7 protein-coding genes are annotated in these 13,980 nt (G+C 47.0%); all 7 read right to left on the bottom strand.

Annotation, left to right across the window (positions count from 1 at the left end; genetic code table 11):
- Positions 1-82: 82 nt before the first annotated feature.
- The 7 genes from DW083_RS13630 to DW083_RS13600 all read right to left on the bottom strand — a co-directional run bounded on the left by DW083_RS13630 (position 83) and on the right by DW083_RS13600 (position 13,976).
- A complete protein-coding gene (locus DW083_RS13630; protein WP_122332731.1) occupies positions 83-649 on the bottom strand; it encodes an ORF6N domain-containing protein in 567 nt (188 codons plus the stop codon).
- A 74-nt stretch (positions 650-723) separates the two neighbouring features.
- Entirely contained in the window at positions 724-3,096 is a 2,373-nt protein-coding gene (locus tag DW083_RS13625) for an FtsX-like permease family protein (RefSeq protein WP_122332730.1), read from the bottom strand.
- Positions 3,097-3,110: 14 nt separating this feature from the next.
- Positions 3,111-4,172 (bottom strand): hypothetical protein, encoded by a 1,062-nt coding sequence (locus DW083_RS13620; protein WP_122332729.1) that lies wholly within the window; start codon positions 4,170-4,172, stop codon positions 3,111-3,113.
- Between the two features lie 15 nt (positions 4,173-4,187).
- The gene (locus DW083_RS13615; RefSeq protein WP_122332728.1) at positions 4,188-6,575 is read right to left on the bottom strand and encodes an ABC transporter permease; all 2,388 of its coding nucleotides are present in this window, start codon (positions 6,573-6,575) and stop codon (positions 4,188-4,190) included.
- Positions 6,576-6,808: 233 nt separating this feature from the next.
- The gene (locus tag DW083_RS13610; RefSeq protein WP_122332727.1) at positions 6,809-9,133 is read right to left on the bottom strand and encodes an ABC transporter permease; all 2,325 of its coding nucleotides are present in this window, start codon (positions 9,131-9,133) and stop codon (positions 6,809-6,811) included.
- Between the two features lie 29 nt (positions 9,134-9,162).
- Positions 9,163-11,556 carry an ABC transporter permease gene (locus tag DW083_RS13605; protein ID WP_122332726.1) on the bottom strand — a complete coding sequence of 798 codons (2,394 nt, stop codon included), beginning with the start codon at positions 11,554-11,556 and terminating at the stop codon, positions 9,163-9,165.
- Between the two features lie 14 nt (positions 11,557-11,570).
- Positions 11,571-13,976, bottom strand: a complete 2,406-nt coding sequence (locus DW083_RS13600; protein ID WP_122332725.1) for an ABC transporter permease — start codon at positions 13,974-13,976, stop codon at positions 11,571-11,573.
- Positions 13,977-13,980: the final 4 nt, after the last annotated feature.

The raw sequence follows: 13,980 nt of genomic DNA, 5'->3' as shown, positions 1-13,980 counted from the left end.
TTAGTGTTTGTTTATACTATAATTAGTGTAATTAGTCTTATCAATTTAAAATGTTAATTGTTTTTGGGATGTATTGACTTAATTAGTCTTTGGTTCTCTTTTTTACTGTTCTTTTTACCTTCAGGATCGCAAGGTTCAGCTCGACGGTCGATTCGCTTTCGGTGAAGTCGCCATCCGTTTCGAGCAGATCGTTCAGGAGTTTACTGCTTCGTTGCAATATGCTCTTTTGTTTGTCGGAATCATCTTCTTGTGCGAAGGAAGACAGGTTACGAGAAAATTCCCGGAGTTTAGTGAAGGATTCGATGATTGCAATGGATGTCTCTACCGCTTTGGGGCTTTTCAGAATGGTGGCGAGCATGTAGAGGCCTTTTTCGGTAAAGGCAAAAGGCTCATATTGAACACCACCGAAAGAGATCACAGATTGTGATGCCTTGTTGATCCTCAGGTCGTTAAATTCATTTTTGCTTAATTTGAACATATATCCTTCAGGAAAACGCTCTTCATTTCGTCGTACGGCTTGTTTTAAGACTCTTGTTTCTACACCATACAACATGGCAACATCGCTATCCAGCAGAACCTTTGTTCCGCGAAGCTCGATGATACGTTTTTCTACTTCCTGTTCTGTGAGGCTTACGATTTCATTTTTCATAATCCAGGCTTTTAAAGTTTAATTGGCTAAAGATAGGCTTTTATTTTGAAAGGCTACCTGTTTAGCCATAATCTTTACTCTGTTTTGATTGTTTCCGCCGGATTACTTGCGGCCGCTCTTTTTACCTGGCGGAAGATGGAGAGAAGGACGATCCCGCTGGTGATAACAAAGACCAGGAGGAACAGCCATGCCGGCAGAGTCGTGTGGTTGGCATATGTTTCCAGCCATCGTTTAGCCAACAGGTAACCGACCGGGAGGGCAAAAGCATTTCCCAGCGTAACTAACAGGAAATATTCCCGGAAGAACAGTTGTAGGATGTGATAGAAGGTTGCCCCGTTTACCTTGCGGATTGCAATCTCTTTCCTCCGCTGTTCGGTGGAAAGGCTGACCAACGAATAAATGCCGAAGGTTGAGATCAGGATGCAGACCAGTGAGAGAATGCTGAAAATGGTAAAGATCACTTTCTCCGGTCGGTTGAACGTATCTACCAAGTCGGACAGTTCCGTGAACATTTTATTGCGGTTTATATTGTCATTCTGAATGTGCGAGGTCACTTCGCGGAGATGTTCCAAGACCTCTTTCTTATGTCCCGGCGCATAACGGACATAGAACAGATAAGCCGGTTCAAACCCTTTTACCATTGGATTGTCGAAAGTAGTGAAGAACAGAGGTAATACCGGATACTGCATGGGTGCATACATATAATCGTGTATGACGCCGCAGACTTTGAGCGGACTTGCCTGCTTGTTTTCCGGATTGTAGACCGAACGTTCAAACAGGTCGGCATATCCTAACGTCTGCAAACAAGTTTCATTCACCAGAAAACCATAAGCATTTGCATCGGTAAGCCAACTCCCGGACTGTAGTTGCAAACCGAAGAAGGAAAAGAAGTCTTTGTCGGCAACGAGTACCGGATCACTGCGGTTCGGGTCCGGTTCGGCCGGGTCAAAACAGAAGTGGGTATAAAAAGAACCGTACCAGTCTCCCTGCTCCGTAAAGACCGGAGCGTTTCCACAGGTAAATGTAACTCCTTTCACGTACGGATGATTCGCCATTTCCGGCTTCAGGACGCTCAGGTCTGTCTGGTAGGCAGTGCTGAATCCCAAATCTACCTGGATGACTTGGCTGTAGTCGATTCCCTTATCTTTCGACAGAATGAAATGTAACTGCCGGAATAATCCTAAAGAGGTGATGAAAAAGAGTGAACCGATAAATATCTGTACGACAATCAAGCTCCGTTTAAAGAGTACGGGCTTTTGTATCTTGTGTTCCAATAGACTCCGTATCGGATAATAGCAAACAAGAAGGAATGCCAATATGCTGGTGCCTGCTATTGATATCATATTACCGAAAAGCGAGACGCGCGAAAGATGGCGGCTGACATCTTCGTAGATGCCGTACCGGTTCCAGGTCGTATAACTTTCGTAGTAAGGGTAAATACTCTCGATCAGGCAGAAAGCAATCAGGAAAGCGATCAGCAACGGCAGTACCAACTCCGTGCATCCCTTTAGCATCATGCTTTTTGTTGAGGCTCCGACACAAAGGTATGTGTGGTTCTTCTGCTGTTTCCGTTGCTGCTGTCCGATGAAGAGGACCAGCAGGTTGATAAGGGCGCTCAGGAAAGCCATTGCGCCAGCCAATGCCAGGATGTGAATGTTCCGGATGCGATCCGTCAGTTCGGGATGGCAACGGAGATGGACCTCCGGAGCGGTCAACAGATGTATTTTCCATTTCTTGTCGGCGCGGCTTTTGTAACGCGCCAGTTTGGTGTGTACCTGTGTGATGCTTGCATTTTTTTGGAGGCGTACGTAGGTCGTCATCCGTTTTACATGATTGGACCTTGGCGTTCTGATCAGCAGGAAGTCGAACAGCAGGTCGGTATTATCCGGATAGTTCCGGATGACGCCTGCGACAACGGGACGTAGGTCTTCGTCCAGCGCCACTTCTTTCCCCACGCAATCTGTTGTCCCGAACAGCTGGCGGGCAGTCCGTTCCGTCAGTATGACGTTACTGCCATCAGGTGCTTTACCTTTGTAAGTCCCTGCTATGAAGTCCGCCCAAAAGAGATCGAAGAAAGAATGGTCGCTTTCCATGCCGTGCAAAGAGATTGTCTCATCCTTTTGTTTGAGTGTGAAGCTGAGATGATTGAAGGAACAGGATGCTTCGATTTCGGGAAGCAACTGAAACAACTCCTTCCGGTCGTCAATGTGCAATTGGTCCAGATCCGAGTTTGTTCCATTGGCTCGTTTGACAAGTCCTTCCGTCGTCAGGCAGTAGAGCCGGTCGGCTTCCGGGTGGAAATTATCGAAATGTGTTTCCCACCACAGCCAATAACCTCCCAATATGAAAGCAGTGAATCCGATTGCCAGCCCAATGATGCTGACAACGGATTGTGTCCGGTATTTCAGGAGTTCCCGGAAGGAAACTTTGATATAGTGTGATAGCATAGTCCTGTTGTTCGTTATAATATCTTGTTCAAATCATATCGTATTACGTCCCTGCCTCCCTGTGTGTTGGCTGCCAGTCCGATCAGAAATCTGCCTGACGGGTCAAATGCTATTTTACGGAGACTCCGGTCTGTGCGGTAGTTCCCGATATGTTTCCCTTCCCAGTTGAACACGACAAAGGTTGAAGGAGAGGAGAAACCGGTGGAGCCATCATACAGGCAGATCACATACTTATCTGAGCTGCAAATATCGATAAAGCTTTTGGTACTTTGCTCCGCATCCATGTGTTTTCCGGTGATGCCGGCAACCGGAATCGTATAATACTCTCCGAAACAGGCTGCGCTTGTCATATCGCAGTTCATATCGTAGAAGTTCACGCTGCTGACAAAGCGGAGGGCGGCGACAATCACATCCTTTTCCTCATTTATGACCAGGTCGGAGGCATAGGCTTCTCTCAAGATGTCAGCCGGAAGATAGTTGCTTAGTTCAGGAAAGGGAGGAACGCGGTACACTCCGTTTCGCCGGTTATCCGAGATAAAGACAAACGGCCTGTCCGGATTAAAGGGCATTGTATATGTTTCCCGTTCTGTGATGCAAGCGTTCGTGCAGCCGTTTCCCCGGCTGCTGATGGGGAGCGCAGTGATGTCTGCTGTCACGAGTTTCGCCGGTTCCCTCCGGTCGAGGTCGATCCGTTTGAGCCGGAACGTCTCGTTATCCCAAATGGTGATCGCATTCTTTTTCCCTTTGTTTGCATAATCATATTTGGGAAAAGAAGGGTGCGAGATCGTGAATGTATCTATCTCACGCATTCCCATCCGGTGTAAAGAGAAGTCCTTTTTGTCAAGAACCTGCAGGAGCGTGTCGCTGTAATAATCCAGAAATGCATAATAGTCGTTCGTGACGGTTACATCATAGTAATGGCAAGAGCCGTTATCCGGCAGGATTACTTCACCGGAAATCTCTTTTTTTATTTCCGTAGAAATGTTCGTAGACCGGACGTCTTTCGTCTTTTCCTGTTGTCCGCAAGAAGCGAAAGCGGCCAGGAACGCGATTAATAGTATGTATCGGTTTGTCATATTGTATCTGTTTTATTATTCGGAACGAATGATTACTGCCGGATTGGTCCGTGCCGCCTTTTGAGTTTGATAAATAAGTGTGATAAATGAAATGCATATCGTGATCAGCAGCGCTAAGGCGAATATCCACCAGGCGACGGAAGCTTTATGGGCGAAGTCGCGCAGGTAACCTGTGATCATCAACCAGGCGGATGGAACCGCTATCAGGAATGCGATTCCCAGCAACCGGTAGTATTTGCGGAGCAGCATTCGGAGCACTTCTTCTGTAGTGGCACCGTTCACCTTCCAGATGGATATCTCGTGGAAACGTTGCTGCACATCGAATAACGAGAGACTGAAAAGCCCCATCGACGAAATCAGTATCGCAATGATCGCGAAGAAGGAAGCAATCTGAACCAACTGCTTGTCGGCATCGTAAATGGCCCGGATGTCGTCTTTCAGGAATGTGTAACGGAATCCTTCTCCACTCACTTGGTCGTATTGCTCTTGCAGGAAGCGGATGGCTTCCTGTGTTCTGCCCGGGACGATCTCTGCCATTAATCCGACTTGTATGCCTGAAGTGAAATGGAAAAAGACGATCGGAGGAGTTGCACCGGATAAATGGCCTGTGGCGAAATCTTCCACGACACCGATTATTTTGTATTCCGGTTTCCTCCCTTCTTTCATGCCCGTATAATAAACCAAATAAGAGTTTGTGATTAGAGTTGCGTTCTCGATGCTGGTTATGCCTAACTGCTTGCGGGCCGTTTCGTTGATGATAACCTGGAAGTCGCGGAAACTGTCGATCGAATCGTTCCACATCCGTCCCTCTTTCAATCGTATGCCCAGCATCTTAAAGTAGCTCTCTGAACTGGCCGAGATGCGTGTTTTGATCTTTTCCCGTCCGGATAGATGCATCTCTGTGTTATAGTCTTGCATCCCGAGCGGCCCGCGATTGAAGCAATAGTTTGTAAAGAGCGGGGAGGTTTTTAGCGCATTTTCAATCCGCCGGTTTGTGTTGTTGTAAATATCCCATAAATTCATGTTGTCGCCGATTGGCGCAGAGATAGCGGGAGCCATGATTATGTTGTCTGTCTTGAATCCCGGATCGCTGTCCAGCATATAGTTCAATTGCCGGATAGAAAACATGGAGAGAATGACCAGCGTGATGGTCAGCGTATATTGTATGGTCAGGAATATATTACGCGAGACAACCGAGTTTCCGCTTCTTCCGATCGAACGGATGGAGCGGAGCGGGCTCGTATAATTATATTGGACATAAGGATAGACAGACGTGACGAATGGTAATACCAGCAGAAAGAAGATGGATATTCCGCAGTCGAACCGTGCATTGGCCGGAATGGGCAATCCCATCCAGGCATTGGCCGCCAATCCTCCGATTTCAACAAAGACCCAAGCCAACAGGAGTACAAAGGCAGTCATAAAGAGATTTTCCATAAATAACTGTGTCGCCACTTGTCTCCGGTTTGCCCCGAACACTTTCTTCATCCCGAACTCGCGGGCCCGCTTCATGACGACGACAGTATAGATATTGATGAAGTTAAACAATCCGACAACCAGGAGCAGGAAGGCAATCGCCGACAGTATTAACAGATGGGTCCGGTTTCCTTTCGGCCATTTCCTGGAGATATCATGAATGCTTTTGTTAAAATAGAATTTGCCTAACGGAAGTAACTGGAAGCGCGTCCTGTTGGAGTCACTGTATATTTGTTTGAATTTTGAGTATTGCCGGTTGAGCTGATTGGCGGTGTTCCCTTTATACAAGCGGACGAGTGTTTGAGGTCGTAATATCTTTGCGTAGTTTGTAATCTGGTAGGAGAAGAGCAGGTCGAAAGGCATGGAAAAGCGGGTTTGCGGTTCTCCTAACACTGCTTTGATCGTAACTGTTTTTCCGCAGGACAGGACTATTTCTTTCCCGACCGGATTCTCCTTTCCGAATATGAACTGTGCGTAAGAGGCTGTGATAGCGGCTTCATCCGGTCTTTCCAACAAATGATCTGTCGCTGTCTGCATAATCGGGATCGGGATTATTTTCAGGTAATTGGTATCGGCGGCTACGGTCGCAGCCTTACATAGTTTATTGTTGACGGTGATCTGGTCGTTCTCTATTTCGTAGTAGATAGCATAGCGTTCGACCGCTGCATTCTGTAAAAGATCATCTTCGTTTCCTCCGTTTGCAGGTGTAATTCCGGTCAGACGTATTTGGCGTGTCCCTTCATCCTCCATTACCGTTACGCATACCCTGTCCAGCTCCGGAATAAAATGATCCGTCATCCACTGGTCGTGCACGTACCGGAAGATCAGGATGCAACTGCCCAGACTAAGAGCCAGCCCTACTATATTGATCAGTGTATAGAGCCTGAACCGGAGTAATGTACGTATAGCGAGTAAAAGAATTTTCATACTGTGAAATTTCGTTTCTGTACTTCGGAGGACGATGATATAACATCCCCCGTAAATAAAGATACAAAAGATGTGCCATTCTTGTACTATGTTGTTGTATAGTGGTTTATGTGCTTGTTCACTCTGCTTTGTATGTGTGTTTTCGCACAAAAGGCGTTCTTATTCGCACAATGCGAACAAACTATTTTAAAACACCTTGCCTATCTTTGGAATAGTTGTTCCTTATGTGAATCTTATTCTGTCTTGATCACCTCCGCCGGGTTCTGGTTGGCCGCCCTGTGGATGCGCCAGCCGGTGCAGAGCGTCAGAAGCAGAACGAGGACAAGCCATATTGCCGGATAGAGCCACCAACTGATCGTTGCCTGCAAAACGTAGTTTTCGATCCACGACTTCATGATCAGATAACCGGCGGGGAAGGCGATGATCGAAGCGATACACAACAGGCGCAGGTTCGTGGCGAAGAACAGGCGCATGATGTCTGAAGCTGTTGCCCCGTTTACCTTGCGGACGGCAATCTCTTTTCTGCGTTGTTCACAGTCCAGCGTCACTTGCGAGAAGACGCCGAACAGTGAGATCAGGATGCAGACGAGCGTTACGAAGTCGAGCATCTTGAGTAGTGCTTGCTCTGATTTCAAGAACTTTTCGTATTCCTCTTCCATAAAAGATATGTTTGTGTCGATTGCATTGGGTTGCATCTTCTTTACCAATTGCTCGATTTGCTGTTTGCACAGTTTGCTGCTGCCGGGCTGATGGCGGAAGATGACGGTGGTCGAATAGTCGTCTTCGGGGTTTTTCCCCATCGGGCTGAAGTCGAGCATGACCGGTTTGACCGGAATGGTCGGCGGAGCGATGTAGAAGTCTTTGATGACGCCGTCGATCGTATGTCCGGGATAGTCTTTGAGGCTGAGCGTTTTGCCGATCGGGTCGCCGATGCCCAATGCTTTTACTGCCGTCTCATTGATCAGTATATGGTCTTGTGTGTTCCCTTCCGGCAGCTTGCCTTTCAAAAGTTGTAGACCGTAAAATTTGAAATAGCGGTTGCTGCACGGGATCGACTGGATCGTGATGCCTTCCGTAGAAGCCGGCTTGCCTTCCCACTCCGTAAAGTAGCGGTAAAAACGGGAATGGCTGGGGAATAGCGCATCGTGTTTGTCCGGATAGACCTCTGCGATGGAAGAGAGCTTGGCGATCTCTTCTTTCAGTCCGTCCGTCACGGGATATATACGTACGCAGCCCCGGTCTGCCCGCGCCAGTCCGAGGTCGGTTGTGTGCAGGTGATAAATCTGCTTGATAAATACAGATGAGCAAAAGATGCATCCGATACTGATGATCAGTTGCAGCGTCAGGCTGACTTTCGGGAAGATGTTTTTCCCTTTTCCGTCTGTAGAACCTCTGAGTGCTTTCTGCAACGAGCGTTTCCGGAAATAGTAGATGGGAAACAGGGAGAACAGAAAAGCCAATAGGCTGATGATCCCGAAATAAATGAATGTTTCCAGATAGAGGCCGGATGCATCTGTCTTTACATTTGACAGCTCCTGAAACGTTGGTAATATGAGCTCGATCAGGACTAATCCTGTCAGGAGTGCAATGAAAAGTGTCAGCAGGTATTCAGAGGCAAAAAGCGCGAATAAGTTCCCGTTGGACGATCCGCACACTTTCCTGAGGCCGATCTCTTTGCTCCGTATCCGTATGCGGTTGGCAAACAATGTCAGGTAGTTGAACAACGCACACAAAATCACCAGTCCGCCGGCAAGGGCGAAAAGGAGGATATGATCGAACTTAACGGTCGGTTCTTCTATCGGTCGGTCATAACGCATGGCTGTGACAGGCGTCAGGACAAGATGAGTCAGTTTATCTCTTCCCTTTTCTATTTCGTGCTGGTAGAGCTTCTGGCTGAATGCTTTCATATCTGTGCCGGGACGAACCTTTATATATGTTTGGCAGTTAGCAACGCCCCATTCATTTAGAATAGCGGGCGGCTTTAGTATTTCAAACGGGAAGTTGGAGTGCCGGTTCTGGCCAGCAACAATGGCGCATATCTCAACTTCGTCGGACCATATTTTCAGTTTCTCTCCCAACGGGTCCGCATTCCCGAAGACTTTTCGGGCGAGCTTGTCTGTAATTGCAATCTTATTACTTTTCGGGATCATGAAATCCCGGTTGCCGGAAATAATCTTGATTTCGAACATACGTTCGACTGTAGAGTCTGTCGACATTTCAAACGCTTCCTGCTTTTTCCCTTTATAAGTAAACTCGGAATTCCATGCACCGGTATTGCATGATTCCTCCACCTCCGGAAAAGTTTCCTTCAAATAGCTGGAAAGCGGATAAGGTGTAACACTGGAAACACCCTGGTTGTCGGTTTCCGATTCTGCCCGGACATAATACATCCGGTCTACTCCTTCCCGGAACGTGTCGTACGTAAGTTCATACCGTATCCAAAGCGAAGACAAGGCAAAGCAGGTAAACCCGATTGCCTGCCCGAGGATGCTGATGACAGACTGAAGCCTGTACTTCCGGAGGTTGCGGAACGCTATTTTGATGTAGTGGTATAACATGGTGTTTGTTGTTTATTAATTAATCTTTGTTATTCTGTCTTGATCACCTCCGCCGGGTTCTGGTTGGCCGCTTTCCGGATGCGGAAGATGACGGTACAGGTTGTCAGTAGCAGGATCGTGAAGAAGATGCTGCCCCAGTAGAAGAATCCTTGCTCGAAGAATACAATGTACATCTGTTTCCAGAAATGCAGAATCAGGATGACTAAAGCAAGTGCCGGGAGTGCGGAGAACAGCAATAGCTTGATATAGAAGAGGGCGAACAGGCGGATGATGGCCATCGAGCTGGCTCCGTTCACTTTCCGTACTGCCACCTCCTTTTGCCGGTGTTCGGTGTCGAGGGTGATAGCGGAATATACGCCTAACAGGGTGATGATGAGGCAGACGATTGTGAAGAACAGGATGATGCCTTTCAGCTTACTTTCGAGTGCTTGCTTTTCGTTTATATCCTCTTTAAAAGTCCGGACATAAGGTTGGACGCTGGATGGCAACACCTCTCGCAATACGGTATAGATATGTTCCCTGATCTGTTTCTCCTGTCCGGGATATGTCTTGATATAGCAATGCCCGATTTCTTTATCCAAGTTGGCGGGCAGGAAAACAGTTCCTATATTCCTACTGTAAATATCAGGGAAGAAGGAAGACGCGACTCCGCACAGGGAATAGGCATCCGCATAGTTATATAATGACGTGCTGGATTGTATGTCCGGATGTTTCTGCATGAATGTCTCGTCTGCCAGTATCTCTCCCTTATTACTGAAAGTCCGTCCGGACTGTAGAGGAATCTGCATGAATGTGAAGAAGTTGGGAGAGATGTGGAACAACTGCACTTCCATGCCGCTATCTTTATTGTCTATGTCTTTATAAAAACCTGTATGGCTTGGTTCTTCGGTGTAAGGCTCATCGGCCAGTAGTACATCTTTTACGCCGGCTTGCTGCCTGATACGGTTTACAATGTCCAGTTTCTCTTCTGTTTTCATAAACGAATAATCGAGGGAGAAGCTGAAGATGGATTCTTTCTCCTGCATACTAAGAGTGTTGAAGATAGCTTTTGTCGTCGTTTGTGTTTGCAGATAGAGGGCAAATGTCAAAGACACAAATAGCCAGCAGATAAAAAACTGTATACCTAACATGGTGTTTCGCAGATAATGTTTTCCTGCCCGCAGTTCTCCGCCACGGATACCCTTCTGAATTGATATCCGCCGGATGCGCAGAACTGTCAGCAGGCAAACAGCCATGCAAGCCAACAGAATCAGAAGGATATATTCTCCGGTTTGTAACAATAACAGGCTCGAATCGAATGTCAAATGGATTTTGAACAGGTCGATTTGTAATCCGGAACCGATTTGCTCCAGCAGGCATCCTGTCAGGACCGCTGTTAAGGCGATTAACAGGAAGGATTGGGTAAAAAGTTGGACGAACAATTGGAAACTGCTACTGCCGTTTACTTTCCGGATACTATATTCGTGGGTACGGCTCATAAACTGCCCGATCATGAAATAAAAGAAGTTCAGTAATCCGGTCAGCAGGATTAACAGACCGATAGTCCCGGTAAGCCAGGAGATACCATTGGTTACCATCCGGATCGTTTTGTCGTGTCCGATTTGCAGGCTTTTGACGTTTGTATTGTATTTAAAAAGGGGATAGCTCTGTTTCCTGTCGATAAAGTGCCGGTCCAGTTCAGCAGGGCGTTTTCCTTGCCGCAACAGAGCATACGTACAGCATCCTGTCATATTCTCGTCTCCCTTAAAAGTAAACAATCCTTCACTGTCGTTAAGCGTCAGTAGGTCGATGTTTTCCATCAGATGCATACTGGTGTTGGTGGGTAGGTCTTTGATGACGGCCCGTATAGTGTAATAGATGCCGCCTGTTTCAGGAGTGGACTCGGGAGACGTGAATAGGCGTTTGCTTAGTTCCAGCTGTTTGCCGATTGCTTCGGATGCGTTTTTAAACACCTTTCGGGCTGTCGTTTCCGTTATGACAGCCGAATTGGCGGAATTGGCTGCTTGCTGCCAGCTTCCGAAAAGAATATCAGGCGTAAAAATATGATAATAAGAAGTGTCGACCTCCATTGTCTGGAATGTATAAGGAAGACTTTTCTCTTCTTGCAGCCATACGTTGAACGGACGTTCACTTGCGTACACCGTGCGGCAAAGATCTTCTATTTCCGGATATTGCATGGATTTCAGAACTTCGGCAAAAGAGGCTGGTGTTCCGGAAAAAGGTTTGTTGTCGAGATATAACTGAATGTCGGCAATCTGCTTGTGATGCCGGAAACAAGAGTCGATACTCAGCATAAAGCGACTGCAGTACAAACAGAGGCTGAAACAAAGCAGTCCGACGGACAATCCTGCAACAGAGATCGCGTTTTGTAATTTGTATCGGAGTATGGTACGGTATGCAATTTTAATATAATGTAGTATCATGTTGTTTGTTTCTTTTATTCCGATTTAATCGTTTCCGCCGGATTGGTCCGTGCCGCCCGGATTGTCTGATACAATACCGTACATATAATAATGATAGTTGTAAACAGGATGATTGCTATATACATCCAGGGCTGCACACTGCTCCGGTAAGCATACTGCTGTAACCAGTTTTGCATGAACAGCCAGGCGAGCGGCAGGGCGAGCAGATTGGCTATCAGCACAATGGCCAGATATTCCCGGAAGAACATCTCGACAATTGTCCGGGCCGAAGCTCCCATTACTTTCCGGACGGCAATCTCTTTTCGCCGCTGTTCCATATTACTGGACGAAATAGAGTAAAGTCCGAAAATGGAGATCAGTGTGCAGAACATGGCCAACAATGTGAACAGTTGCAGACTGGCATTCTCGGAGGTGCTGAGCTGATCGAGTATCTGGTTTATGGACTGCACTTCGCAAGTGGATGGGTCGCCTTGCTTGGCGTGCTTCTTAAAGACATTCCGAATCGCTTTGATCGCCGCTTTTTCTTTTCCGGGTTCGGTACGGGCATAATAAGCATAACTGGTCCATTTGCTACCATCAATCACGATGACTTGTGGCAGGATCGGGTTTCGCAGGCTGGCTGACTGAAAGTCTTTGATAACACCGACGATTTCCATTTCTGCACGCCCTCTTGTCCCGTCACTATAGGTGGAGTAGTCCCATACGCTGATCTTTTTCCCGATCGGATCGCCCACATTCATGATACGGGCGGCTTCTTCATTGATAACTGCTTTCGTACAGGGGAATCTTGGGTTGTGTCCCGATATCATGTCAGCTTCATCGACAAACCGGCCTTTTACTATCGGTATGTCGAATACTTCGGGGAAGTTACTGCCGACTTGGAGCACCTGGAAGTTCGGAGCGAAATCCAATGATTTTCCATCCCATTCAACCTCGTTCTGAGTCTGTGGTTCATGCGTGATAGAGAATATCCCGGCCTGCGTGAATCCTTTTAAAATGGCGAGCGTCGATATCTCCCGACTTATGCCTTCCCGGTCGTTGAATGTCATTGCAAGTTGAATCAAACCATCCTTTTTGAACCCCAAGTCTTTATGCTTCATAAAGGAGATTTGCCGGGACATGATAAACGTGCTCATCAGGAAGAAAATACAGATGCCCAACTGGAGTGTCATGCTTGTTTTACGGAAAGTACTTTTCCGGGTAGGTGCGATCCCCCCTGAAACCAGTAGGGAAGGAGTCCGGACGAAGCGCAGGAAGAGCGGCAGGCAGATTCCCGTCAGCAAGAGCCAGCTAATACCGGTGATGATACATAAATGGCTGAGCAGTACATCCTGCTGTAATGTCGTCTCGAAGATACGGGAGAACCCTTCGGCTGTTATTTCCAACAGGCAGCAGGCAAGCAGAAAACTGATCCAGACGAGTAGTGTCAGTTCCAATAACAATTGGAAGATCATATTCTTTTTGTCGGCTCCGATGGCGTTTCTCAGTTTCATTTCTTTGTTTCGTAAATAGATACGGTTGAGAAGCAGGTTTGTGAAGTTAAAGAATACGCAGAGCAGCAAGAGTAGCCCGGTAATCGTGAAAGTCCGGATATAGGAGAGGTTGAAAGTCAATTCGCTTCCGAACGTATGGCGGACCTCTGTCAGGCGTGCCAGCTTCAGCCGTAAAGAGCGGTTATAATCGTGTTCGCTTATATAAGCGTTGATCTTTTTCTCGAATGCCTGGATGTTGGTCGTGGGTTCCAGCATCAGATATATTATTGTGCTTTGTTGCTTCCATTGCATCTCTTCTGTGATACGGTTTTCTCGTTCATGGTCGAATTTGTCGAGCTCGTACACATCGGTTTGCATCATTGAGTTTTTGGGGGCATCTTCGAGGACGGATACGATCGTAATATGTTCACGGTATCCGTTCCGTAGTGTTTTACCTAAAGCCTCTTCCGGTGTTTTGAAATACTTCACTGCAAAAGAGCGGGTCACAGCTATTTCATCCAGTGTTTTCAGGATATCGTCTTTCTTGCCGCAAATCACCGGGCGCGGAAAGAAATGAAAATACTGTTCATCTATAAACTCTTCGTCCGGGTCTTCGAGCCTTGTCTTTCCGTAGTGGAAAGTCGAGCCGAATTTGGAATAGATCTGTGTCGTCTCTTTCACTTCCGGAAAATCCTTTTTCAGTTTCCGTGCCAGTATAAGTGGCAACTGTTCTACCTTCTTCCCGGTTTGTTTATCTATCCCGTACACTCTGTAAATATTGGAAGCCTGTGGATAGAATCCGTCATAAGAGGTCTCATACCGATACCAGTTCCAGCCATAAGTAAAACAGATCAGCCCGATAGCTAACCCGACGATACTGATGATTGACTGAACCTTATATTTTAACAGATTGCGAAATGCAATTTTAATGTAGTGTTGTAATAGCATGGTC

This window comes from Parabacteroides sp. AF48-14, from assembly GCF_003477465.1.
GTDB classification, from domain to species: Bacteria; Bacteroidota; Bacteroidia; order Bacteroidales; family Tannerellaceae; genus Parabacteroides; species Parabacteroides acidifaciens.
The sequence above is the reverse complement of the archived record's forward strand: the minus strand, read 5'-3'. Positions and strand labels throughout refer to the sequence as shown.

Coding starts and splice junctions, on each gene's coding strand:
- DW083_RS13630 (WP_122332731.1), bottom strand. CDS start 649: ATGAAAAATGAAATCGTAAGCCTCACAGAACAGGAAGTAGAAAAACGT.
- DW083_RS13625 (WP_122332730.1), bottom strand. CDS start 3,096: ATGCTATCACACTATATCAAAGTTTCCTTCCGGGAACTCCTGAAATAC.
- DW083_RS13620 (WP_122332729.1), bottom strand. CDS start 4,172: ATGACAAACCGATACATACTATTAATCGCGTTCCTGGCCGCTTTCGCT.
- DW083_RS13615 (WP_122332728.1), bottom strand. CDS start 6,575: ATGAAAATTCTTTTACTCGCTATACGTACATTACTCCGGTTCAGGCTC.
- DW083_RS13610 (WP_122332727.1), bottom strand. CDS start 9,133: ATGTTATACCACTACATCAAAATAGCGTTCCGCAACCTCCGGAAGTAC.
- DW083_RS13605 (WP_122332726.1), bottom strand. CDS start 11,556: ATGATACTACATTATATTAAAATTGCATACCGTACCATACTCCGATAC.
- DW083_RS13600 (WP_122332725.1), bottom strand. CDS start 13,976: ATGCTATTACAACACTACATTAAAATTGCATTTCGCAATCTGTTAAAA.